Raw genomic sequence first — 22,869 nt, 5'->3', positions numbered from 1 at the left:
CGATCCCGCGGGATTTTGGACTGACCGGTAACTTCAATCTAGCCGTCCCGAAATCCGTCCGAACCCGCCGAGACGGTGACATCTGACACGTGACCGCTACGCCCCAGGTCACACGGATTTCTACGGTGACCTCGGTCACAATGCCGGGTTTCGGATGGCCGCTATTGGACGGCTCGTCCGATGTGTCAGACTTCGGGCCATGACCGACTCGTCGCGCGCATCCCGGCGGCTGGCCGCCCTCATGGCCGGCATGGGCACCCTGCACATGATCGCCCCGAAGCCGTTCGACGCGATCATTCCCGAGTCGCTGCCCGGCCGCGCGCGGACCTGGACCTACCTCAGCGGCGCCGCCGAGCTCGGCTGCGCCGCCGCGGTCGCCCACCCGCGCTCGCGCAGGGCGGGCGCGCTCGCGACGGCGGCGCTGATGGCGGCGGTCTTCCCGGCCAACGTCAAGATGGCGCACGACTGGCGCCGCCGCCCGCTGCCGCTGCGCGCCGCCGCCTACGGCCGGCTCCCGCTCCAGGTCCCGATGATCGCCTGGGCCCTGCGCGTCGCCCGCGAGGCAGGCGGGCGCGGCGCCGCTACCTGACCGTGATGACGGCGGAGCCGTGCCCGAACAGGCCCTGGTTCACGGCGATGCCGGCCCGCGCGCCCTCGACCTGGCGGCCCTCGGCGCGGCCGCGCAGCTGCCAGGTCAGCTCGCACACCTGCGCGATCGCCTGGGCCGGGATCGCCTCGCCGAAGGAGGCGAGGCCGCCGCTCGGGTTGACCGGGATACGGCCGCCGAGCGTCGTGGCGCCGGACCGGAGCAGTTCCTCGGCGCCGCCCGGCTCGCACAGCCCGATGTCCTCGTACCAGTCGAGTTCGAGGGCGGTGGACAGGTCGTACACCTCGGCGAGCGACAGGTCCTCGGGGCCGAGGCCGGCCTCCTCGTAGGCGGCGTGCGCGATCGCGGAGCGGAACGGGCGGTCCGGGACGGCGGCGGTCATCGCCGAGTCCGTCGCGAAGTCCGGCAGGTCCAGGACGGTCTTCGGGAAGGTCGGCGTCACCGTCGAGATCGCCGGGATGCGGACCGGGTCCGCGACGCCGTGCCGCCGCGCGAACTCCATCGACGTCAGCACGAGGGCGGCGCCGCCGTCGCTGGTCGCGCAGATGTCCAGCAGCCGCAGCGGGTCGGCGACCACGGCGGACTCGCGGACGTCCTCCGGCGTCACCTCCTTGCGGTACCGGGCGTTCGGGTTGGCGAGACCGTGCCGCGCGTTCTTCACCTTGACGGCGGCGAAGTCGTCGAGCGTGGCGCCGTACATGGCCATCCGGCGGCGCGCGTACAGCGCGAAGTAGATGGGGTTGGTCGCGCCCAGGAGGCGGAACCGCAGCCAGTCGGGGTCGTCCGGCCGGTCGCCCCCGACGGGCTTGAAGAAGCCCTTCGGCGCGGCGTCGGCGCCCACGACCAGCGCGACGTCGCACAGGCCCGCGAGGATCTGCGCGCGCGCCGTGTTGATGGCCTGCGCTCCAGAGGCGCATGCCGCGTAGCAGCTCGACACCCGCGCGCCCGACCAGCCGAGCGCCTGCGCGAACGTGGCGCCCGCGATGAACCCCGGGTACCCGTTGCGGATGGTGTCGGCCCCCGACACGTACTGGACGTCCGTCCACGACAGCCCGGCGTCGGCGAGCGCCTCCCGCGCGGCCGCGAGCCCGTACTCGACGAAGTTGCGCCCCCACTTGCCCCAGGGGTGCATGCCCGCCCCGAGAACGGCGATATCGCGCGTCATCGCACTGGCCTCCACATCCAGACGGTGTATGCGGCTTCGTCGTCCTCGTAGAGGACGCCTTCGGTCAGCTCGACCTCCATGCCGACCTCCAGGTCGTCAACGGTGTGGCCGGGTGCGACCTGGCCGAGGACGACCATGCGCTCGGTTTCGAGTTCGACGGCGGCGACCGTGTAGGGGACGAAGGGGTCCGGGGAGACGTACGGGGGCGGCGGCTTGTAGCGCGAGTCGGCGTACGACCAGATGCGCCCGCGTCCGGAGAGGGCGTACGGCTCCAGTTCCGAGCCGTCCTTCGGCCCCGTGCAGCGGGGGTTGCGGCACGCAAGCTCGTTGCGCGGGAAGTACGGCGTTCCGCACGACGAGCAGCGGGTACCCAGCAGCCGGACGTCGCCGTCCGCGGTGGTGAACCAGCCCTCGACGGCCGGACGACGCTCCTTGGTCGTGGTCACGCGGCCCCTCCTCAGGTCATCCCGGCGCAGCGTAACAACCAAACGATCGTTAGAAAGAATGCGCGTCCGGTGAGCGGGACCGAACGCCGGGCCCAGCTAACTGACTCGTCAGTCACTTCGGTACAGTAAACCGAGTCGGATTCTGCCCACCGCCCACAGGGGCGAGCGAGTAGGGAGCGCGCGGATGCGGACTGGTCTTGAGGGAAGGACGGCCCTGGTCACCGGGGCGTCCCGGGGCATCGGGAAGGCGATCGCGGCCGCGTTCGCCGCCGAGGGCGCCAACGTGGTGCTGTCGTCCCGCAAGCAGGAGTCGCTCGACGAGGTCGCCAAGGAGATCGGCGCGGCGAACCCGGGTGTGGGCGTGCTCGCCAAGGCGGCGCATGTTGGCCACGCCGACGAGGCCGCCGCCTGTGTGGACGCGGCCGTCGCCGAGTTCGGCGGCCTCGACATCCTCGTCAACAACGCCGGGACGAACCCCTACTACGGGCCGATGGCCGACATCGAGCCCGCCGCCGCCGCGAAGACCGTCGAGGTCAACCAGTTCGCGATCGTCCAGTGGACGCAGCTCGCGCTCCGGGCCTCGCTCGCCGAGCGCGGCGGCTCCGTCGTCAACATCGCCTCCGTCGGCGGGATGATCACCGAGCACGGCATCGGCTACTACAACGCCACCAAGGCCGCGGTGATCCACCTCAGCCGGCAGTTCGCGATGGAGCTCGCGCCCAGGGTGCGGGTGAACTGCATCGCGCCGGGCCTGGTCAAGACGCACCTCGCCCGCGCCCTGTGGGAGCCGAACGAGGCGGAGATCAGCCGGCACACGCCGCTCGGCCGCCTCGGCGAGCCCGAGGACATCGCGAACGCCGCCGTGTTCCTCGCGGGCGACGCCTCGTCCTGGATGACCGGCCAGACCATGGTCGTGGACGGCGGCGCCACCATCCGCGCCTCGATCGCCTGAGGGGCGCGCATGTCACGCTGGGGACTGACCATTCCGCTGACCGGCGTCCCGCTGGGCGAGCACCGGGAGATCCTCGCCGAGCTGTCCGGGCTCGGCTACACCGACGCCTGGTCCGCCGAGACGAACGGCACCGACGCGTTCACCCCGCTGGCGCTCGCCTCCCAGTGGGCCCCCGAGCTGCGCCTCGGCCCCGCGATCGTCCCGGTGTACACGCGCGGGCCGGCGCTGCTGGCCCAGCACGCCGCCACCCTCGCGGGCCTCGCGCCCGGCCGGTTCGTGCTCGGCATCGGCACCTCCTCCGACACGATCGTGCAGCGCTGGAACGGGATCCCGTTCGACGAGCCGTACAAGCGCGTCCGCGACACCCTGCGCTTCCTCCGCAAGGCGCTCGCGGGGGAGAAGGTGAAGCAGGAGTACGACACCTTCGAGGTCAAGGGCTTCAAGCTGGACAACGCGCCCGCGGAGCCCCCGCCGATCGTCCTCGCGGCGCTGCGTCCCGGCATGCTGCGGCTCGCCGCGCGAGAGGCCGACGGCGCGATCACCAACTGGCTGGCGCCGAAGGACGTGCGGACCGTCCGCGGCGAGCTGGGCGACGGGCCCGAGCTGATCGCGCGGCTGTTCGTCTGCCCGACCGGCGACGCCGAGGAGGCGCGCGCGATCGGCCGCTGGATGATCGCCGCGTACATGACGGTCCCCGTCTACCGGGCGTTCCACGAGTGGCTCGGACGCGGCGAGGCGCTGCGCCCGATGAACGAGGCGTGGGCGGCGGGCGACCGCAAGAAGGCCCTGGAGGTCATCCCGGACGAGGTCGTCGACGACCTGATCGTGCACGGGTCGCCCGAGGAGTGCCGCGCCCGCGTCCGCGAGTACGTGGACAACGGTCTCACCACGCCCGTCCTCGCGGTCGTCCCCGGCGGCGGCCTCTCCCCGGCGGAGGCGGTGCGGGCGCTCGCTCCGAACGCGGGCTGAAACCCTCCGATCACGTCTCGATGTTTGCCCGCGCGGCGACGGGGGAGGGTGGGGCAGATCCGAAACGAGAACGACAGAGACGTGAGGAGCTGATCGTGCTCACGCTGACCAGCGGTGCCGTCCAGGTCATTCGTACCGTGACCGCGAACCCGGAGCTTCCGCCGGAGACCGGCATCCGCATCGAGTCCGGGCTCGACGGCTCGGACGCCCTGCGGCTCTCGGTCGCCCCCGCGCCCGAGGCCGGTGACCAGGTCGTCGAGGAGGAGGGCGCCAAGGTGTACCTGGAGCCCACGGTCGCCGAGATGCTGGACGACAAGACGCTCGACGCGCAGGTCGACCCCCAGGGCGACGTCGCGTTCACCATCGCGGAGGGGACCGAGGGAACCCCCACCTGACGTGAGGGACGGGTCCCGGGGCCCCGCGCGGGCGCTCCGGGGGCCGTTCCGTCAGCGCATCGCCTTGACCACGGCGATCACGGCGAACAGGAACGCCACCGTGGTGAGGACCATGAAGGCGGCGATCACCGCGCAGGCCAGGCCGCGCGGCTGGTCGCGCCAGGTTCCGTAGCGTTCGCGCACCTGCCGGTCCAGTTCTTCCCGGGACGGCCGTCCAGCGTCCGGGGGGTCGGGCGAAGGCGGGTTCGTCACGCCCGCCAGTCTTTCAGATCGTTTTCTCCATCGGCGAAGGACGAACGGGCCTCACCGGCCCTCGCCGAGGATGCGGGCGAGCAGCTGCGTGCAGTTGTTGTTGTAGGGGAAGTCGGCGGTCTCCTCGATCCAGCCGAAGTCGATCATCGCCTGCCCGATCCGGGCCATGATCACCGAGAACTTGAAGCCGGACAGGATCTCGTAGTACGCCATGTTCCGCACCGGGCGGCCGAGCAGCTCCTCGTACCGGGCGACGGTCTCGGGATAGGACGGGAAGCCGTCCAGCCGTGCCGCGCCGACGCCCTCGCAGTGGTGGCGGTCGATGAACATGAACCAGGCGAGGTCCTCCTCGGGGGCGCCGAGCGCCGCGGTCTCCCAGTCGAGGACGGCCGCGGGCACGCCCTCCTGGAAGATCACGTTGCCGATGCGGGCGTCGCCCCACAGCGCGACCGGCTCGTCCGGCTCCTCGGGACGGTTGGCCTTCAGCCATTCCAGGGCCCTGAGCGCCGTCTCCTGCGGCCCCTCGTAGGCCCAGTGCAGGTAGTGCTCGTAGTAGTTGAGCCGCTGCTCGAGGCCGGGCGCGCCCCAGCGCGGCTGGTCGAGGAAGCCGAGCCCGAGGTTCCGGACGTCCTGCCGGTGCAGGTCCGCGATGATCTCCAGCGTGGACCACCACATCGCGGCCCGCTCCCCGGGCGGGACCTCGGTCACCCAGCCGTCCATGTGGTAGGGCGGCATGTCGGTCGGGACGCGGCCGTCCACGCGTCCCATCACGAAGAATTCGGCGCCGAGCACGTCCGGGGACGGCTCGTACCAGCGGATCGGCGGCACCGGGACGGCCGTCCGCTCGTCCAGGATCCGCATCAGCCGGTACTGCTCCTCGAACCGGGGCTCGGGGAAGATCTGGTACTTCGCGGGGGCGACCCGCGCGACGAAGGGCTCCCGCCGGGTCGCGCCGCCGTCGTCCCACTCGGCCTCGAACATGAGGGTCTCGTTGGAGAAACCGCTGGTCTGCGGGGTCTCCACGGTGGGGATCCGCGCGCCGGGCAGGTGCCGGCCGAGCCAGCCCGTCAGCGCCTGCCTGGTGATCTCGGGATCGCGTTGGTCGGGAACGGGCATCGCCGCCTCCTTGCGCCGGATGGCACCCAAAGTAGAACGTGTTCTATCAACGTGCCGGGGACCGGTCAATGGTCCGGGCCCGTCGGCAGGCTGGGCGACGGGCGGGCACTGGGCCGGAAAAGGGGCCGGGAGCGTCGCGGGACGGTCGGCGAGCCCGGCTTTCTCCCCGCGTGGCACCATGGCCGCATGCGTCTAACGAAGCTCGGGCACGCCTGCGTCCAGATCACCGAGGACGACCGGACGATCGTGATCGACCCCGGCGCGTTCAGCGAGGCGTCCGGCGCGCTGGCCACCGCCGACGCGGTCCTGATCACCCACGAGCACTTCGACCACTTCGACGCCGACGCGCTCCGCGCCGCGATGGCCGAGCGTCCCGGGCTTGAGGTCTGGACGTCCCGCGTGGTGGCCGAGAACCTCGCCGACCTCGGCGGACGCGTCCACCAGGTCGGCCACGGCGACGCCGTCACCATCGCCGGGTTCGACGTCCACGTCTACGGCGAGGACCACGAGATCCTCCGCCCGGACGTGCCCCCCATCCCGAACACCGGCTTCCTCGTGAACGGCGAGGTCTTCCACCCGGGCGACGCCCTCACCGTCCCGTCCGAGCCCGTCCCGACGCTCTGCCTGCCCGGCAACGCGCCCTGGATGAAGATCCCGGAGCTGTTCGAGTACACGCGCGCGGTCGCCCCCGAGCGCGCCTTCGTCATCCACGACGGCCTGCTGAACGACATCGGCCTCAAGGTGATGGAGACCGCCGTCACCAACGCGGGCAAGGAACTCGGCAAGGAGTTCCGCCGCCTCGTCCCCGGCACCTCGGTAGACCTGGCCGCCAAGTGAACGAGGTCCTCACCCCGCCGCGCATCCAGGCGGTGTTCTTCGACATCGGCGAGACGCTCGTCAACGAGGCGGAGATCTACGGGCGCTGGGCCGACTGGCTGGGCGTGCCGAGGCACACCTTTCTCAGCAAGCTGGGCGCCGTGCTCGCGCAGGGCGGCGACCACATGGACCTCTTCGAGTACTTCCGCCCGGGCTTCGACCTCGCGGACGAGGAGCGGCGCCGCGCCGAGGCGGGCGTGCCGAACGGGTTCGGGCCTGACGACCTGTATCCGGACGCGCGGGCGTGCCTGTCCGGGCTGCGCGACCAGGGGCTCTACGTCGGGATCGCGGGCAACCAGCCGGTCGAGGCGGCGGCGCAGATGGCGGCGCTCGGGCTGGACGCGGACGTCGTCGGCATCTCGGAGGTGTGGGGCATCAGCAAGCCGTCCTACGAGTTCTTCGAGCGCTGCGCCCAGCTCGCGGACACGCTGCCCGACCGCGTCCTGTACGTGGGGGACCGGATCGACAACGACGTCCGTCCCGCCCTGGAGTACGGGATGCGGGTGGCGTTCCTGCGGCGCGGCCCGTGGGGGCACATCCAGGAGGACGACGACGCGCTCAGCAAATGCCTGTTCGTCCTGGACGACCTGGTCGGCCTGCCGAAACTCGTCGCCGAGTACAACGCCCCCTAGCCCGCCTTGAGGCCCTTAGGGGACGTCCCCTAATCCCTGAGTATGGCGCCGGAACGGGACGAACGACGGATGCCGGGTGCCCTGCTCGCTTCGTAGCGTTGAGAACGTGGCCGGGAAAAATGCCCGGCTTTGTTCAACGTCCGACGAATCGGGGAGAGAAGGACTCATGAACGGCCTCTACCGTCCGCGTGACGATCGGATGATCGCGGGTGTCTGCGCCGGCCTGGCCCGCAGGTTCGGCATGACCCCGGGGACCGTCCGCGTGCTTTTCCTGCTGTCGTGCCTGCTGCCGGGCCCGCAGTTCGTCGTCTACCTGGTCCTGTGGGTCATGATGCCGAACGAGGACCGCTACATGGCGGGCGCCCGGTAGCTCAAGATCATTGGTACCGCTCGACCGGGCCCGCCCTTGGGTGTTAGATCGGGGCACCAGCATCGGACCCCTTCCGCCGTGCGGCCGCCGAGGCGGCAACCGCCGGGGATGAAGGGGGCCGTCCGGCCGTGGGAAGTGGAGGAGCCGCGGTGCCCGAGGAGGCGCGCGAGGCCGAGCACGCGGCGAGGCTGCTCGCCTTCCTGCGCGACCTGGCGCGGGCCCGGCGGCGCCCGTCCCGCGACCTCGCCGACCACGACCACGTCCACTGGCTGGCCGGGCTGCCCGGCGACGTCTACGTCGAGGCGGACGCCGGGCCGGGCGACGTGCTGTTCAGCGTCCCGGTCATCCCGCTCACGCCGCCCGTCGTGCTGGAGGAGTTCGACGGCTGGCTCGCGCTCCGCAACTGGTACCGCATCCTCCGCGACCTGTCCGACCAGGAGGTCGTGCTGGCGACGGGCCTGCTGTCCTGGCGCCCGGCGGTCCACGACCACCTGCTGAGCACGCCCGTCCGGATCGTGGTGGACGACCGGACGGAGCGCATCGACGTCGTCCTCGCCGGGCACACGACCCTGCGCGACCGGGAGCTGCTGTCCGGGCATCCCGGCTTCCGGCCCGCGGGCTGGGTCGCGGACGCCGTCCAGGCCGGGCAGGGTTTCGGCCTGAACGCATCGGTCGGGGACGTCCTCCGGAAATGGTGCCAGGTGGCCCTCACCGGCCCCGCCGACTACCGCGAGGACTGGACGCCCGACACCGACGCCGCCTCGCCCGCGCCGCGCATCCGGCTCGCGCCCGCCCTGGTCGTCCGGCCGCCGGGCCGCGCCGCCATCGCCGACCATCACGCGAGGCTGCTCAGCATGCTGCCGCACGGCGTCCCGGACGGGCTGTCCCGGCTCGTGGCGCCGTCCGGGAAGCCGCAGGTCATGCACATTCCTGAGCGCGCGCCGGAGACCGTCCCGGATCTGCTCACCGGGCTGCTCGCGCGCGGCCACCGGGTGCTCGTCGCCACGTCCGGGCCCGCCGCCTCCGCCGCGCTCCGCTCCGCCCTCCCCCGCGGCGTCGCCGAGCTCGCCGCGACCGACCCGGCCACCGGAGCCCGCGTCGCGGGCGCGATCCGCGAGGCCGAGCCCGACGTCGCGGCGGCGACCGGACGCGAGGAGGCCGCCGCGCGGCGGGTCGCCGAACTCACCGAACGCCTCAACGACGAACCAGACGAGCCCCCGGCGGACCGCCGGGCGGAAGCCCCCGAACTGTCGTGGATGCCCGTCCGGCCGGACATGCCGCCGACGCCGCCGATCTCCCGCTCCGAGGCCGCCGAACTCGTCGTCCTCCTCGCCGAGGAGAGCCCCGAACGCAAGGCCCGCACCGCCCAGCGCGACGTCGACCCGGGTGCGCTGCCGAGCGCCGCCTACGTCAGCACCCTGATAGAAGCGGAACTCGCCGCCGCCGAACGCGCCGAACGCGCCAGGACGGAACTGTCCGAGCACCTGCGCGACAGCGACGTCACCCTCCTCGCCCGCCTGGACGCCGACGCGTCCGCCGTCGCCGCCGCGCTCCGCGACCTCGGGCTGGACGGCCACCCGGGCGGCTGGAACCCCGCCGACCTGGCCGTCCGCGCGTTCAGCGACGCCCTCGCCGAACGCCGTCCGCTCATCTGGTCCCGCGTCGTGGAGATGGCCCCCCGCGCCCAGTGGGCCGAACGCGCCATCGCCGAACTCGGCGGCCACACCATCGCCCTGCCCGCCGACGCCGACCTGCGCGGCCTCGCCGCGTCCGCCCAGGACCTGCGCGCCCACCTCGCGGGCGGCGGCTCCCTCAAACGCGGGCCGCTCCGCTCGGCCGCGCAGCGCCAGGCCGAAGCGCTCCTCGCCACCGTCACCGTGGACGGCGCCGCCCCCACCACGCCCGAACTCCTCGACCTCGTCCACACCGACCTCATGGTGCGGATCACCTGCCGCGAACTCCAGTACGTATGGGAGGCCGCCGGCATCTCCTTCCCGGCCGACCTCCCGCCCGCCGAACGCATCGCCCGGTTCGTCCGCGCCCACGCCCGCCTCGCCCGCGTCCGCGACGCCATGCCCGCCGTCGACTCGACGCGCCGGCTCCTCGAACGGAACCGCTTCGGCGTCCCGCTCGGCCACCCCGTCCAGTGGCACGCCTACGCCACCGCCCTCCGCAACGCCATCGAAGGCCTCGGCGTCACCCGCGCCACCGCCGACCTCGACGCCCTCCGCGACTCGATCGGCCCCGTGGACGCCGACGACCCTCCCGAGCTCGCCGCCGCGGTCGCCGCCATCGACGCCCGCGACGCCGCCGCCTACGGCCGCGCTCTCGGCGGCCTCGCCGAGGCGCGCCACGAACGCTCCCTGCAGGTCCGCTGCGGGGAGCTCCTCGCCCGCGTCCGCGCCGTCCACCCCGACCTCGCCAACCTCCTGATCGCCACCGACGGCGACGAGGCCTGGCACACCCGCACCCGCCGCTGGGACGACGCCTGGGCCTGGGCGAGGGCCGCCGCCACCGCCCCGCCCCCCGTCGCCGACCGGACCCGCGCCGACCTGGCCGCCGCCGAAGAGGAGCTCCGCGCCGCGCGCACCGCCCTCACCGTCGCCCGCGCCTGGACGGCCGCCGTGGCCCTCGCCGACGTCCCCGCCTGGATCCTCCCGCTCTGGCGCATCCCGGACGTCCTTCCGCCCGCCCCCAGCTCCTTCGACGTCGTCATCGTCGACGGCGAACACGAGGCCGGCGCCGAAGCCCTCTACATTCTGTGGCTGGCCCCCCGAGCCATCCTGGTGGGCCAGGCCGGCCCGGACCTCCCCCCTCCCGAAGGCCCGCCCCCCACGACCCGCCTCCCGTCCCACCTCCACGAGGCGATAACTCCCACGACCCCGCTCTTCGCCGCCCTGACCGCCTCGCGCCGCGAGCAGCCCGCCCAAGCGCCCGGCCCTCCCGCACGGGAGGAGCGGGCAGAACACGGCCCCCGCGCGACGACACCGGACGGCAACCAGGCGACGACGCCGGACGGCGACCAGACGCACCCGGACCGGGCACCGCAACACCGTCCGAGCGCTCCACCCCGCCCTCCGGGCACCCCGAACGAGCAGCCGGGCCGCGCGCCCCGGTCGCCGGCGGGCGCGGGACCGGCCGCGCCGCAGCGCCCGGGTCCGGGGGCCGCGCAGGAGTGGGACTGGGGAACGCGGCCCGCCCACCCCGGTCGGCGGCGCCCTCCGGAGCAGGGGGCGGGGCCCGCCAACGTTCCGCCGCGCAGGCTGGACGCCCCGCGACTCGACCCTCGCGCGGGCGGGCCGCCTCCGCCGCAGGGTGCGCGCGGACCGGCGGGGCCGCCGCCCCGGCGGCTCGACGCGGCGGGCCGGGAGGAGCCGGAGGCGCCTCGCCCCGATGTCCCGCCCAAGCGGCCGGAGGCGGCAGGGCAGGATCCGCGCGGCCGCGAGACCGAACGGCGGCCGCCCCCCGCGCCGCCCCCCGCGCCTCCCGCCGCACCGCCTGCCGCGCCGCCGGACGTTCCCGCCCTCTGGGGGAAGCCCGGCGCCAGGGCGGAGCCGCCGGCTCCCGCGGAGCAGCCCGCGGGGAACGCGCAGGTCCGGCGCGGGCAGTCGATTGTCGGCTACAAGCGTCCCGAGCTGGTGGAGATAGTCGGGCACATCGCCGAGCGGGAGCCGGACCTCACCGACGAGCAGATCGTCGAGCTGGTCACCCGCCTCCTCGGCTGCCCCGAGGACGAGGCCCTCCTCGTCGGCGCCCGGCTCCGCTACGCGGTGGAGGTTTACCGGGAGCAGTCGCATGGCACGGATACTTGACGGGCCGGACGCCGAACCGGGACGCCGTGAAACGGCAACTGCTCCGAAAAGGCTCCGGCATGTCCGCCTCCACCTGATGGATCGGTAACTGTCCGATTCCATTGAAGGGAGCATGTGCTGTCCGTCATGGAGAACTCAGGACTGGTGAAAGCCCTTCAGGAAAGGGCGGCGCGCGGCCAACCGGCGGAGCATGTCGAGGACGTCGACGGATGGTGGCTTCGCCTCGCCCCGCACTGTTCCTGGTGGGTGGAAACGGTGCTGCCACATGGCAATGCGCGGCCGGGCGAGTTGGCGGCCAGGGTCGTCGAAACGGAGAAGTTCTATGCCGCGCATGGCACCACCCCCCGCTTTCAGGTGACCCCGCGCGCGTGCCCGGAAGAACTCGACGCGGTCCTCGAAAAGCGCGGGTATCGGCGGCACGGTTCGGTGTCGTTGCAGGTCGCGCCGACCGACCGCGTCCGGCGGCAGGCAGGAGGGTTGCAGGTCCGGCTGGAGGAGCGTCCGACGCGGGCGTGGTTCGAGACCTGGCAGGCGGTGAACGGCGATTCCCGTGCCGAATGGGACATGCTCGCCCGGGTGGACCTGCCGTCCACCTATGCCTCGGCGCTGATCGGCGACGAAGTCGTCGCAGTCGGACGCGCGGTGGCCGACACGGGATGCGCGGGCGTTTTCAGCATGGCGACCCTGCCGAGGGCGCGCGGAAAAGGCGCCGCCCGCACTGTGCTGACCGCACTCGCCGGCTGGGCCGCCGCGAACAAGGCCGCCCGCATGTACCTCCAGGTCGAGCGCGACAACGGCCCGGCGCGGCGGCTTTACGAGGGGACGGGTTTCACCGAGATATGCAGCTACCACTACCGCGACGCCACCTGAACTCCCCGGCACTGCCGGCCTCCGCAGCCGGGCTGGAGGCGGTCGCCGAACTCGCCTCCTTGGTGGTCTCCTCGAATTCGGACACCAATGTCAGTGGATGTCTGTACAAATGTCATGTGACGGAGTGGGACGAGGGGGCGCTGGCACGATTGCGAGCCGCCGCTCACACGGGGGACGGCGATGCCGGTGTGCTCCGGGGACGTCCGCTCAAGCCGGTGCTCCAGTACGCCGGCGACGTGCTCCTCACCGCACTGGCCAACGGCGAAGCCATTGCGGAGCTCGCCCGCGACTGCATGAATGACCTGCTCGAACGCGGCCTACCGGGGGACGCCGAACTGGCCGCCGAACTCGCCGCCGCCCTCGGTGCGTGCCCTGCGGAACCACTGGAACCGCTCCCGGTCGACCTCGGGGCCGTGGCGGCGGCCATGGACGAAGGCGACCACATCCTCGACCTGGAGCGCGGCGACGTCCTGACGGGCGATGAGCTGACCGGGGATGTGCTGAGCGAGGACGAGCTGACCGGGGAGGGCGACGGGCTCTGCGGCTTCGAGCGCTGCTGGGCGCCGATCCCGCCCGCCGCCCTGCCGCAGGGGGAGGACGCCCGGCGGGGATTCGCACGCAGGTGGCTCGCCGAGGAGGGGTACCGGCCCGTCCCGCGACGCCTCTAGGAACCGGGCCGCACCAGCGGGAACGGGATCGTCTCGCGGATGCTGCGGCCCGTCAGGGTGATCAGCAGCCGGTCGATGCCCATGCCCATGCCCCCGGCGGGCGGCATGGCGTACTCCAGGGCGCGCAGGAAGTCCTCGTCCAGCTCCATGGCCTCCAGGTCGCCGCCGGCCGCCCGCAGCGACTGCTCGGTCAGCCGCCGCCGCTGCAGGATCGGGTCGATCAGCTCGGAGTAGGCGGTGCCGAGTTCGAGGCCGAAGACGATGAGGTCCCATTTCTCGGCCAGCCGCGGGTCCGACCGGTGCGGACGGGTCAGCGGCGACGTCTCGGCCGGGTAGTCGCGGACGAACGTCGGCGCCGCCAGGTGCTCCTCGACGAGGGCCTCGAACAGCTCCTGGACGATCTTGCCCTGCCCCCACTGCGGGTCGAAGTTCAGCCCGCGCCGCTCGGCGAGCGCCCGCACGGCGGCGGGCGGCGTGTCGGGCGTGATCTCCTCGCCGAGGGCCTTCGACACCGACTCGTAGACGGTGATCTCCTGCCAGGGCTCGGCGAGGTCGTACTCGACGCCGTCCCGCACGACCACGGTGGTGCCGAGGGCCGCGCCGGCGGCGTCGACGACCAGGGAGCGGGTCAGCGTCGCCATCGTGTCGTAGTCGCCGTACGGCTCGTACGCCTCCAGCATCGTGAACTCGGGGTTGTGCTTCTGCGAGACGCCCTCGTTGCGGAAGTTGCGGTTCAGCTCGAAGACGCGCCCGACGCCGCCGACCAGGAGGCGCTTCAGGTAGAGCTCGGGCGCGATCCGCAGGTAGAGCTGCATGTTGTAGGCGTTGATGCGGGTGGTGAACGGCCGCGCGGCGGCGCCGCCGTGGACGGGCTGCAGCATCGGCGTCTCGACTTCGAGGTAGCCGAGGGCGCGCAGCCGGTCGCGGACGGCGGCGATGGCGTCGCCGCGCATCCGCAGCATCCGGCGGGACTCGTCGTTCACGATGAAGTCGACGTACCGCTGCCGGACGCGGGCCTCCGGGTCCGACAGGCCGGAGCTCTTGTTCGGCAGGGGGCGCAGGCATTTCGCGGCGAGCGTCCACGACGAGGCGAGCACCGACAGCTCCCCGCGCCGGGACGTGACGACCTCGCCGCGCACCCCGACCTGGTCGCCGAGGTCGATCAGCGCCTTCCAGTCGCGCAGGGAGTCGTCGCCGAGCGCGTCGGCGGTCAGCATGACCTGCAGGTCGGCGCTCTCGTCCCGCAGCGTGACGAAGATCAGCCGGCCGTGCTCGCGGGCCAGCACGACCCGTCCCGCGATCGCCGCCCGGACCCCGGTGCGCGAGTCGGGCGCGAGCGAGCCGAAGCGCGCGCGGATGTCGGCGGCGAAGTCGGTGCGCTCGCAGCTCAGCGCGTAGGGCTCCATCCCGGCGGCGCGGATCTGGTCGAGCTTGGCGTGCCGCACCCGCTCCTGCTCCGACAGCCGCCGCTGCGGGGCCCGGGCCGCGTCCGCCGCCTCCTCGATATCCCGGATCTTGTCGACGAGGTCCGTGGACGGGACCATCGCGGCGGCCCGGTCCAGCTTCGGGCGGTTGAGGCTCGGCAGGAACCCTTCGGCCCGCGCGTAGGCGAGGCCCAGCCGGACGAGGTGCCGGCCCTGCGTGTAGCAGATGAAGCGGGGACGCCAGTGCGGCAGGTACTTGGCGTTCGACAGGTACAGCGATTCGAGCTGCCAGAACCTCGACGCGAACGAGAGGAACCTGTAGTAGAGCCGCGCGACGGGCCCGGCGCCTATCTGCGAGCCCCGCTCGAACGCCGACCGCAGCATCGCGAAGTTCAGCGAGAGCTGCTGCGCGCCGACCGCGGCGGCCTTCTCCGCCAGCTTGGCGACCATGTACTCGTTGAGGCCGTTCTCGGCGAGCCGGTCGCGGCGCATCAGGTCGAGCGACAGCCCGGCCCGCCCCCACGGGACGAAGCTGAGCAGGCCGCGCAGCTCCCCGTGCGCGTCGAACGCCTCGACCATGACGCAGCGTCCGTCGGTGGGGTCGCCGAGGCGGCCGAGGGCCATGGAGAAGCCGCGTTCGGTCTCCTCGCCGCGCCAGGCGTCCGCGCTGCGGATGAGCTTGGCCATCTCCCAGCCGGGGATCTGCGAGTGGCGCCGGATCCGGATCGTGTACCCGGCCCGCTCGACCCGCCGGACGGCCTGCCGGACCTGCCGCATCTCGCGCCCGTCGAGGTTGAAGTCGGTGAGGTCGACGATGGCCTCGTCGCCGAGTTCGAGCGCGTCGAACCCGTGCCGCCGGTAGATGTGGGCGGCGCGCTCGCCGACGCTGACGGCGCCGGGGATCCACGCGTGGGCGCGGCATTCCTCCAGCCATGCCTCGATCGCCTGGTCCCAGGACTCGGGGTCGCCGAGCGGGTCGCCGCTGGCCAGGGAGACCGACCCTTCGACCCGGTAGGCGATGGCCGCCTTACCGTTCGGTGCGACCATGACGTCCTTGTCGCGGCGGAGCGCGAAGTAGCCGAGCGAGTCCTGGTCGCCGTACTCGGCGAGCAGGGCGCGTGCCGCCAGCTCCTCGCCGGGGGACAGGACGGGGTCGCGCCGTCCCGGCTTGAACAGCGCCCAGAACGTGACGATCAGCAGGCCGGTGCCGAGGACCCACAGGATCGCGTCCACCCAGAAGGGCACGGAGACGTCGATGGGCTTGCCGGTGACGCGCGGCCCGAGGACGGTCTGGGAGATGGCGTAGAGCGGGTGCGTCCAGAAGTCGCCGTTGCGGTTGCGGTCGGTGAGGGTGACCAGGAACGTGCCGATTCCGCCGGTCACGACGAGGAGGCTGGTGAAGACGAACGTGGCGAGCCGGCGGTTGGCGCGGTCGGGGAGCGTGGTGAACTGCCCGCGCGCGGCGATGAGCAGGCCGAGGACGGCGAGGTAGACGCCGGCGGTGACGATCAGACCGACGGGGGTGGGGATGTCGGGGTTGACCAGCGTGGTGAGGACGGCGGTGACGCCGAGCGCGGTGGGCAGGCAGAAGATCAGGACGAGCATCCGCCAGGCCGCCTTCTTGCGCCGCCGGACGCCCATCGACAGCAGGATCCAGAGCATCCCGATGGGGACGCTGGGGAACCAGCCGAGGTAGCCGATCCAGCGCAGCGCCCAGACTTCGGCTATCTCGAGGATGAGACCATAGGAGACCCACGCGAGCAGAGACAGGATCCCGGAGAGTCGGGTGTACCAGAAGAAGATCGTCGGCGCGGCCTGGATGAGCCGTCCCCACTCGCCCCGCAGACCGCCTGCGCCGTGCGAGTCCTTCTCCGTCATGGTCCCCCAGTCGCCGGGCGCTGTGGCTCTCTTCTTCTTACCGGGTGTCTCGTCCATCGCGCTCTCGTCAGCGGGTGCTCGTCCGGTGGCGAACCTCGGGGTGGTGCCGGACGTCGTACGGGTAGGGGGATGTGGCTTGCAAGCTCGGTCCAAGGTTGTCAGCAAAAGTCGATATGGTCGCGGATATGCCAAATGAACCCACCGGTGAGCGGTTGCTCGCCCGCCGCTACCGCCTGGTGACCCAGGTCGGCCGGGGCGGCATGGGGACGGTCTGGCAGGCGCACGATGAGGTCCTCGGTCGTGACGTTGCGGTGAAGGAGGTCATCCTCCCGCATGGTCTCACCGATGAGGAACGCGCCGTGCACCATAAGCGCACGTTCCGTGAGGCCCGTACCGCGGCGCGGCTCGGCCATCCCGGCGTCGTCACCGTCTACGACGTCGTCGAGGAGGACGACCGGCCCTGGATCATCATGGAGCTGATCAAGGCCCGCTCCCTGGACCAGGTGATCAAGCAGGACGGCCCGCTGGAGCCGCGCCGGTCCGCCGAGATCGGCCGGCAGATGCTGGCCGCGCTGCACGCCGCGCACGGCGCCGGCGTCCTGCACCGCGACGTCAAGCCCAGCAACGTGCTGATCACCGGCACGGGGCGGATGGGCGAGCGGGCGGTGCTCACCGACTTCGGCATCGCGACCGCGGCCGGCGACGCGACGCTGACCCAGACCGGCCTGGTGATGGGCTCGCCCGCCTACATCGCCCCCGAGCGCGCCCGGGGCCGCGTCGCCGGCCCGGCGTCCGACCTGTGGTCGCTCGGCGTCACGCTGTACGCGATGCTGCACGGCAGGTCGCCGTTCGAGCGGCCCGAGCCGATGGCCGCGCTGGTCGCGGTGATCTCCGAGGAGCCCGATCCGCCGGACAAGGGCGGCCGGCTCGTCCCGGTCATCGAGGGGCTGCTGCGCAAGAACCCCGACCAGCGGATGGACGCGATCGAGGCGGGCGCGCTGCTGGACGAGATCGTCCGGCAGGAGACCGTCGACACCCAGCGCACGATGGCCGTCGAGTTCTCCATGGACGAACTGCCCGGCCCCCAGACCACCGCCCGCGACTCCTCCTATCGGTCGCGGCCGTACGCGGAGGCGTACGCCGAGCCGTATCCGGAGACGTACGCGCCCGACCAGCCGCTCCCGGAGGAGATGGAGTCCTCCGGCGGCCGGCCGGACGTCGCCGACCCCGCCGCGGCCGCGCCGTCCGCTGAGGCGCCCCCCGAGGCCGCTCCCGACGCGCGCCCCGACCAGCTGACCAGCCTCGACCTGCCGTCCGGCATCGCGGGGCCGGGCAAGGCCGGGACGACCGCCGCGGAGGACCCGGGCGAGACCACGCCCGACTCGGACCGGGTCAGTTCGTGGCGTTCCGGGCCGCGCACCCAGCCCGCAGGCTCCCTCGCGTCCGAGCGGGGGCGGCCGGAGCAGGGGCCGCCCCGGTCCTCCACGCACTTCCCGCCGACGACGCACCCGGTCGCGCGCCCGGCGCCGGCCGGCAACCGGAACGTGCTGATCGTCGCGGCGGTCGTGCTGGTCATCATCGTGGTCGTCGCCGGCATCGCCCTTGCCAGCGGCGACGACGGCAAGGAGGGCCGCAAGACCGGGGCCACCACGCCGCCGGGCGGCGCCGCGACCCCGTCCACGCCCGCGACCCCGAGCGGCTCGCCGAGCGCCTCGCAGGGCAGCGGCGGGCTGCCCGCCGGGTTCACCATGCACAAGGACTCCAGCGGCTACTCCGTGCCCGTCCCGAAGAGCTGGAGCGGGCCCGAGCACAAGCAGGGCGGCGACTACTTCTACTCGCCCGACCGCAGGGCCTACCTCCAGATCGACCAGACCGACGATCCGGGCGACAGCGCGATCGGCGACTGGCGGCGGCAGGAGCGTGGCGGCGCGGGCTTCCCCGGCTACAAGCAGATCAGGATCGCGCCGACCGGCGATCACCCGCCCGTCCCCGACACCGGCGACGGCGACGACTCCGCCGACTGGGAGTTCACCTTCGACGGCGATGGAGGCCGGGTTCACATCCTCAACCGGGGCTTCGTGACGAAGGGGCACGGCTACGCGCTCCTCCTGCGCGCCCCCGACGCCGACTGGGACAAGGTGTACGCCGACCTGCAGCCGGTCTACCGGTTCTTCAAGCCCGCGGACGACTGATGGACGGGCGCCTCCTCGCCGGTCGGTACCGGCTCGAATCCGTGGTCGGACGCGGCGGGATGGGCACGGTGTGGCGCGCCCGCGACGAGACCCTTCACCGCGATGTCGCGGTGAAGGAGGTCCTGCTGCCCGCGGGGCTGAGCGACGCGGAGCGGGAGAACCGGCACCGCCGCACGCTGCGCGAGGCCCGCGCGTCGGCGCGGCTGAACCATCCGGGCGTCGTGACCGTACACGACGTCGTGGACGAGGACGACCGGCCATGGATCGTCATGGAGCTGGTGCCGGCCCGGTCCCTCCAGGACATCGTGGACGAGGACGGGCCGCTGCCGCCCCGCCGCGTCGCGGCGATCGGGCGGCAGATCGCGGGTGCACTGCGGGCGGCGCACGCGATCGGCATCCTGCACCGCGACGTCAAACCCGCGAACGTGCTGGTCGCGGACGGCGACCGGGCCGTCCTCACCGACTTCGGCATCGCGCAGCTGGCGGGCGACGCCACCCTCACCGGCACCGGGCTGCTCATCGGCTCGCCGGCGTACATGTCGCCGGAGCGGGTGAACGGCGACCCGGCGGTCCCCGGGTCCGACCTGTGGGCGCTCGGCGCCACCCTCTACGCGGCGACCGAGGGCAAGGCGCCGCACCACCGCAGCGACGCGATGGCCGTCCTCGCGGCCGTGATGACGCAGGACGTCCCGCCGCCGGCGAACGCGGGGCCGCTCGCGCCCGTCCTCACCGCGCTGCTGGAGCGCGACCCGGCCCGGCGGCTCAGCGGGGACCGGGCGGAGGAGGCGCTCAAGGCGGTCGCGGACGGCCACGCCGCGCACGTCGCCGCCGGTCACCCGACGGCCGTGGACGGATCGGCCACGCAGAACGCCCCTCGGCAGCCGCTCGTCCCGGCGCCCGCCCCGGGCATGACCGAGACGTTCCCGGCAGGGCCGGGGCAGCAGCACTGGACGCCCGGCCACACGCAGACCGGCACCATGCATCCCGGCCACACGCAGGCCGGTCACCCACAGCACGGGTACGCGCAGACCGGTCACCCGCAGCCTTCGCCGGAGCCGAAACGATCGACGGTCCTGCCGATCCTCGGGGGCGTCGTCGTGGCGGCGACGATCCTGGCGGTCGCCGGGGGCGTCCTCTGGATGAACCGATCGTCCCCGGACGGGACGCACACCACGCAGCCGCCCACGATCGTCGCGAAGCAGTCGGGGCCCGCCGCCCAGACCACCTCGCCCAGCCGGTCCGCGTCCCCGGCGGTTCCCAGCGCGACGCCCCTCCCGGCCGGGCTGACCCTGGCGTCCGGCCCCGGATACTCCATCGGCGTCCCGCGCGGATGGCGGCGCTCGGTACAAGGCAACAGCGTCATCTGGACCGACCCCGCGTCCAGCGCCTACGTGCAGGTCGACCAGACGATCTGGTCCGGCGACCCCTACGAGCACTGGGTAACCTGGGAGCGAGAGGCCATCCGCGACGGCAAGCTCGCGAACTTCCAGCGGGCCGGGGAGATCACCCGCACGATGGTCGCCGGGCGACCGGCCGCCGACATCGAGTTCACCTGGACGCGCGGTGCGGGCCTCACGCGGGCCCGCGACCGGGGCGTGATCGTCAACGGTCGGCCGTACGCCATCGTGGTGGCCGTTCCCGCGTCCCAGTGGAACGCGCGAGAGCCGCTCGTGAAGAATGTGCTCGACACGTTCCGTCCCTCTGGGGTGGGATGACCGACGGGGGGCTCTTCCGACATGGCACAGGCACGTCTGCTCGGTAACCGCTACCGGCTCGACTCGGTGGTCGGGCGGGGCGGCATGGGCACCGTGTGGCGCGCCCTCGACGTCATGCTCGACCGCGAGGTCGCGGTCAAGGAGGTCGTGTTCCCGCCGGGGCTGAACGACGACGAGCGCGCCGTCCTGTACGAGCGGACGTTCCGGGAGGCGCGGGCGTCGGCGCGGCTGAACCACTCCGGGGTCGTGACCGTCCACGACGTGGTGCAGGAGTCCGACCGGCCCTGGATCGTGATGGAGCTGGTCCTCGCCCCGTCCCTGCAGGACGTCATCGAACGCGGCCCGCTCGAACACCGCCGGGTCGCCGACATCGGCCTGCAGATGCTCGGTGCGCTCCGGCACGCCCACGAGAAGGGCATCCTGCACCGCGACGTCAAGCCCAGCAACGTGCTGATCACCGACTCCGGCCGGGTGGTCCTCACCGACTTCGGCATCGCCCAGGTGGAGGGCGACGCGACGCTCACGCAGACGGGCCTCGTCATGGGGTCGCCCGCCTACATCCCGCCCGAGCGGGCGCAGGGCGAGCGGGCGGTGCCGGCGTCCGACCTGTGGGCGCTCGGCGCGACCCTGTACGCGGCGGTCGAGGGCCGGTCCCCCTACGAGCGGTCGGACGCGATGTCCTCGCTGCAGGCCGCGCTGTCCGAGCCGGTCCCGCCGCCGCGGAACGCGGGGCCGCTCGCCCGGGTGCTGGACGGCCTGCTCGCCCGCGAGCCGGTGCGCCGGATGACGGCGGCGCAGGCGCAGCCGCTGCTGACCCGGGTCGCGACGCTGCCGCCGCCCCAGCCGCCCGCGCAGCCGCCGCCGCGTTCCCCGGGGAGCCGGACGGTCATGGACGAGCCGTCCGCGCGCCGTCCGCCCGCAGCCCGCCCCGACGACGCGGCCGAGACCATCATGGACCCGTCCGATTTCGGCCCGGTGACCCGCCGCGACCCGCGCGGCCCGCGCGACCTTGAGCCGGTGACCCGGCGCGACCCCGCTGATCCCGCCCCGGTGACCCGCCGCGATCCGGGCGGCTTCCCGCAGCGCGACGTCTCGCATCGCCCGCCGCCCGTCGGTCCCGGCCAGGACCGCGAGGCGCGGACGCTGCTGGAGACCGAGTGGGCGCCGCCGCCCTCCCGGCAGGACACCCCGCCGCCCTCTCCGCGGGACACCCCGCCCCCGTCGAGTCCGCCGTGGGACCAGCCGATGCAGTACTCCGACTGGCAGCGTCCGCAGCCGCCGCCCGCCGCTCCCGGCCGGGAGCACCGCAGGACGGTGCTGGTCGTCACGATCGCGGTGATCCTCGTCGTGGCGGCGGTGCTGCTCGGCGCGTTCATCCTGCGCGGCAAGCTGAACTCGGGCGCTCAGGCCGCCCCGGTGATCCCGAGACCGGTGAGCTGCGCCCCGTCCGCGGTGACGGCGGGCTGCTCGGACACCACGTCCGTCATCACCATGTAGGGCAGCGTCAGCGGCGGCGGCTGCTCCGGCGTGAACGTCAGCGGGATCCCCAGCAGTTTGGACGACATCTTCGTCGTGTACATGACGACGTCGCCGGTCAGCGTGAGGGTGGGCGTTCGTATCCGCGCTGTGGCCCCGCCGTGGCCGGACGTCTGGTTGACGTTCTTCAGGACGGCCTTGGACATGCTGAACTTCAGCGCCTTGACCGTCCCGGCCGCCGAGTGCAGGGACGCGACGCCGTCATAGCTGAGCCCGGACATCGTCAGCGAGTCGGCCCGGAGCGTCCCGGAGTCGGTGTAAACGCGGGTCGTCGCGGCGGCTGCCTTGCCCTTGTCGAGGCACGCCGGATCCTTGCTGGACCGAATCTGCTGGAGGAGCTTGCGAGCCTCGTCCTGGGACAGCCCGCTGCCGTTCGCGGGGACGTCCGGGCAGGCCGGCGCCGACGTCGTGGCACTGGCACTGGCACTGGCAGTGGGTGTGGGAGTGGGGGTCGGCGTGGCGCTCGTGGACGGCGTGGGCGTGACGGCCGGAGTGGGCGAGGTCGTCGGCGATCCCGTGGGGGACGGCGTGGGCGACGGGTTGAGCAGGTGGACGCCCATCAGGGCGGGCAGCGCGATGGCGGTCAGGCGCCCGCCGCGCTGCGCGGCGTGCGCGCCCGGCCTGCCGCGTTCCCGGGGCTGCCGCACCGGGGACCAGGCGAAGCCGAGTGCGCCGCCGACCACGCCGAGCAGCAGGCCCACGAAGAACCCGCCGAAGTTGGACGTGAGGAACGACGCCAGCGACAGCAGCACGGCGAGGATGCCGTAGAAGCTGCGCTGCGCGGGCTGGACCCACATCAGCATGCCGGCGGTGACGAGCAGCGCGCCGATCAGCCAGCTCGCCACCCCGGCCAGGCCCTGGTGGACGACGAGCGGCATCGGCGCGAGCGGGATCGCGATCAGCTCCAGTCCGCCGAGGACGGCGAACACGCCTCCCCAGAAGGGGCGTGTCCGCCGCCAGCGGCGGAATCCGTGCGGTTCGGCGGAGTTCATGG

General features: G+C 73.1%; 19 protein-coding genes. 13 read left to right on the top strand and 6 right to left on the bottom strand.

Translation table 11 applies throughout. The features are described 5' to 3' along the window. Positions 1-199 precede the first annotated feature (199 nt). A complete protein-coding gene (locus tag SM418_RS19680; protein ID WP_371942578.1) occupies positions 200-589 on the top strand; it encodes a DoxX family protein in 390 nt (129 codons plus the stop codon). On the opposite strand, the gene SM418_RS19675 is transcribed toward SM418_RS19680, so the two are convergent. Beyond that, entirely contained in the window at positions 582-1,772 is a 1,191-nt protein-coding gene (locus SM418_RS19675; protein ID WP_371942579.1) for a lipid-transfer protein, read from the bottom strand. The genes SM418_RS19680 and SM418_RS19675 overlap by 8 nt on opposite strands. After that, the gene (locus SM418_RS19670; protein ID WP_371942580.1) at positions 1,769-2,218 is read right to left on the bottom strand and encodes a Zn-ribbon domain-containing OB-fold protein; all 450 of its coding nucleotides are present in this window, start codon (positions 2,216-2,218) and stop codon (positions 1,769-1,771) included. Before SM418_RS19670 ends, SM418_RS19675 begins: the two co-directional genes overlap by 4 nt. 184 nt (positions 2,219-2,402) lie before the next feature. Here SM418_RS19670 and SM418_RS19665 point away from each other — a divergent pair, with 184 nt between their 5' ends. The 3 genes from SM418_RS19665 (at position 2,403) to SM418_RS19655 (ending at position 4,534) form a co-directional block, all read left to right on the top strand. Then, entirely contained in the window at positions 2,403-3,170 is a 768-nt protein-coding gene (locus SM418_RS19665; protein ID WP_371942581.1) for an SDR family oxidoreductase, read from the top strand. A 9-nt stretch (positions 3,171-3,179) separates the two neighbouring features. Continuing rightward, entirely contained in the window at positions 3,180-4,139 is a 960-nt protein-coding gene (locus SM418_RS19660; RefSeq protein ID WP_371942582.1) for an LLM class F420-dependent oxidoreductase, read from the top strand. A 95-nt stretch (positions 4,140-4,234) separates the two neighbouring features. After that, positions 4,235-4,534 carry a Fe-S cluster assembly protein HesB gene (locus tag SM418_RS19655; RefSeq protein WP_138641067.1) on the top strand — a complete coding sequence of 100 codons (300 nt, stop codon included), beginning with the start codon at positions 4,235-4,237 and terminating at the stop codon, positions 4,532-4,534. Positions 4,535-4,585: 51 nt separating this feature from the next. Here SM418_RS19655 and SM418_RS19650 read toward each other — a convergent pair whose 3' ends face one another. Next, positions 4,586-4,786 carry a hypothetical protein gene (locus SM418_RS19650; protein ID WP_371942583.1) on the bottom strand — a complete coding sequence of 67 codons (201 nt, stop codon included), beginning with the start codon at positions 4,784-4,786 and terminating at the stop codon, positions 4,586-4,588. A gap of 51 nt (positions 4,787-4,837) precedes the next feature. Continuing rightward, positions 4,838-5,902, bottom strand: coding sequence for a phosphotransferase family protein (locus SM418_RS19645; protein WP_371942584.1), 1,065 nt, complete (start codon positions 5,900-5,902; stop codon positions 4,838-4,840). A 186-nt stretch (positions 5,903-6,088) separates the two neighbouring features. On the opposite strand from SM418_RS19645, the gene SM418_RS19640 reads away from it, so the two are divergent. From SM418_RS19640 to SM418_RS19615, 6 genes are all read left to right on the top strand, one after another. Then, entirely contained in the window at positions 6,089-6,739 is a 651-nt protein-coding gene (locus SM418_RS19640) for an MBL fold metallo-hydrolase (RefSeq protein WP_371942585.1), read from the top strand. Then, positions 6,736-7,410: an HAD family hydrolase gene (locus tag SM418_RS19635; protein WP_371942586.1), complete on the top strand. Its 675-nt coding sequence runs from the start codon at positions 6,736-6,738 to the stop codon at positions 7,408-7,410. The genes SM418_RS19640 and SM418_RS19635 overlap by 4 nt, the downstream gene beginning before the upstream one ends. Before the next feature lie 166 nt (positions 7,411-7,576). Continuing rightward, positions 7,577-7,780, top strand: coding sequence for a PspC domain-containing protein (locus SM418_RS19630; protein WP_371942587.1), 204 nt, complete (start codon positions 7,577-7,579; stop codon positions 7,778-7,780). A gap of 149 nt (positions 7,781-7,929) precedes the next feature. Continuing rightward, on the top strand, positions 7,930-11,592 hold the full coding sequence (locus SM418_RS19625; protein WP_371942588.1) for a hypothetical protein: 3,663 nt from the start codon (positions 7,930-7,932) through the stop codon (positions 11,590-11,592). Between the two features lie 114 nt (positions 11,593-11,706). Beyond that, the gene (locus tag SM418_RS19620) at positions 11,707-12,462 is read left to right on the top strand and encodes a GNAT family N-acetyltransferase (protein ID WP_371942589.1); all 756 of its coding nucleotides are present in this window, start codon (positions 11,707-11,709) and stop codon (positions 12,460-12,462) included. A 116-nt stretch (positions 12,463-12,578) separates the two neighbouring features. Next, positions 12,579-13,130: a hypothetical protein gene (locus tag SM418_RS19615; protein ID WP_371942590.1), complete on the top strand. Its 552-nt coding sequence runs from the start codon at positions 12,579-12,581 to the stop codon at positions 13,128-13,130. Here SM418_RS19615 and lysX read toward each other — a convergent pair. Further along, positions 13,127-16,432, bottom strand: a complete 3,306-nt coding sequence (lysX, locus tag SM418_RS19610) for a bifunctional lysylphosphatidylglycerol synthetase/lysine--tRNA ligase LysX (RefSeq protein ID WP_371942653.1) — start codon at positions 16,430-16,432, stop codon at positions 13,127-13,129. The two genes, SM418_RS19615 and lysX, sit on opposite strands and share 4 nt — an antisense overlap. Before the next feature lie 185 nt (positions 16,433-16,617). Here lysX and SM418_RS19605 point away from each other — a divergent pair, with 185 nt between their 5' ends. The 3 genes from SM418_RS19605 to SM418_RS19595 are packed head-to-tail and all read left to right on the top strand — an operon-like array spanning position 16,618 to position 21,836. Next, entirely contained in the window at positions 16,618-18,624 is a 2,007-nt protein-coding gene (locus SM418_RS19605) for a serine/threonine-protein kinase (RefSeq protein WP_371942591.1), read from the top strand. After that, positions 18,624-20,339, top strand: coding sequence for a serine/threonine-protein kinase (locus tag SM418_RS19600; RefSeq protein ID WP_371942592.1), 1,716 nt, complete (start codon positions 18,624-18,626; stop codon positions 20,337-20,339). The genes SM418_RS19605 and SM418_RS19600 overlap by 1 nt, the downstream gene beginning before the upstream one ends. 21 nt (positions 20,340-20,360) lie before the next feature. Next, positions 20,361-21,836 carry a serine/threonine-protein kinase gene (locus tag SM418_RS19595; RefSeq protein ID WP_371942593.1) on the top strand — a complete coding sequence of 492 codons (1,476 nt, stop codon included), beginning with the start codon at positions 20,361-20,363 and terminating at the stop codon, positions 21,834-21,836. Here the strand turns inward: SM418_RS19595 and SM418_RS19590 are convergent. Continuing rightward, positions 21,743-22,867: a DUF6114 domain-containing protein gene (locus SM418_RS19590; RefSeq protein WP_371942594.1), complete on the bottom strand. Its 1,125-nt coding sequence runs from the start codon at positions 22,865-22,867 to the stop codon at positions 21,743-21,745. The two genes, SM418_RS19595 and SM418_RS19590, sit on opposite strands and share 94 nt — an antisense overlap. Positions 22,868-22,869: the final 2 nt, after the last annotated feature.

The organism is Actinomadura chokoriensis, assembly GCF_041463665.1.
Taxonomy (GTDB): domain Bacteria; phylum Actinomycetota; class Actinomycetes; order Streptosporangiales; family Streptosporangiaceae; genus Spirillospora; species Spirillospora chokoriensis_A.
This window is presented reverse-complemented; position numbering and strand designations above follow the sequence as displayed.

Bases quoted from the DNA above. Each gene is read 5' to 3' on its own strand.
- SM418_RS19680 (WP_371942578.1), top strand. From the start codon at position 200: ATGACCGACTCGTCGCGCGCATCCCGGCGGCTGGCCGCCCTCATGGCC.
- SM418_RS19665 (WP_371942581.1), top strand. From the start codon at position 2,403: ATGCGGACTGGTCTTGAGGGAAGGACGGCCCTGGTCACCGGGGCGTCC.
- lysX (WP_371942653.1), bottom strand. From the start codon at position 16,432: ATGACGGAGAAGGACTCGCACGGCGCAGGCGGTCTGCGGGGCGAGTGG.
- SM418_RS19675 (WP_371942579.1), bottom strand. From the start codon at position 1,772: ATGACGCGCGATATCGCCGTTCTCGGGGCGGGCATGCACCCCTGGGGC.
- SM418_RS19645 (WP_371942584.1), bottom strand. From the start codon at position 5,902: ATGCCCGTTCCCGACCAACGCGATCCCGAGATCACCAGGCAGGCGCTG.
- SM418_RS19595 (WP_371942593.1), top strand. From the start codon at position 20,361: ATGGCACAGGCACGTCTGCTCGGTAACCGCTACCGGCTCGACTCGGTG.
- SM418_RS19660 (WP_371942582.1), top strand. From the start codon at position 3,180: ATGTCACGCTGGGGACTGACCATTCCGCTGACCGGCGTCCCGCTGGGC.
- SM418_RS19605 (WP_371942591.1), top strand. From the start codon at position 16,618: ATGCCAAATGAACCCACCGGTGAGCGGTTGCTCGCCCGCCGCTACCGC.
- SM418_RS19630 (WP_371942587.1), top strand. From the start codon at position 7,577: ATGAACGGCCTCTACCGTCCGCGTGACGATCGGATGATCGCGGGTGTC.
- SM418_RS19600 (WP_371942592.1), top strand. From the start codon at position 18,624: ATGGACGGGCGCCTCCTCGCCGGTCGGTACCGGCTCGAATCCGTGGTC.
- SM418_RS19640 (WP_371942585.1), top strand. From the start codon at position 6,089: ATGCGTCTAACGAAGCTCGGGCACGCCTGCGTCCAGATCACCGAGGAC.
- SM418_RS19590 (WP_371942594.1), bottom strand. From the start codon at position 22,867: ATGAACTCCGCCGAACCGCACGGATTCCGCCGCTGGCGGCGGACACGC.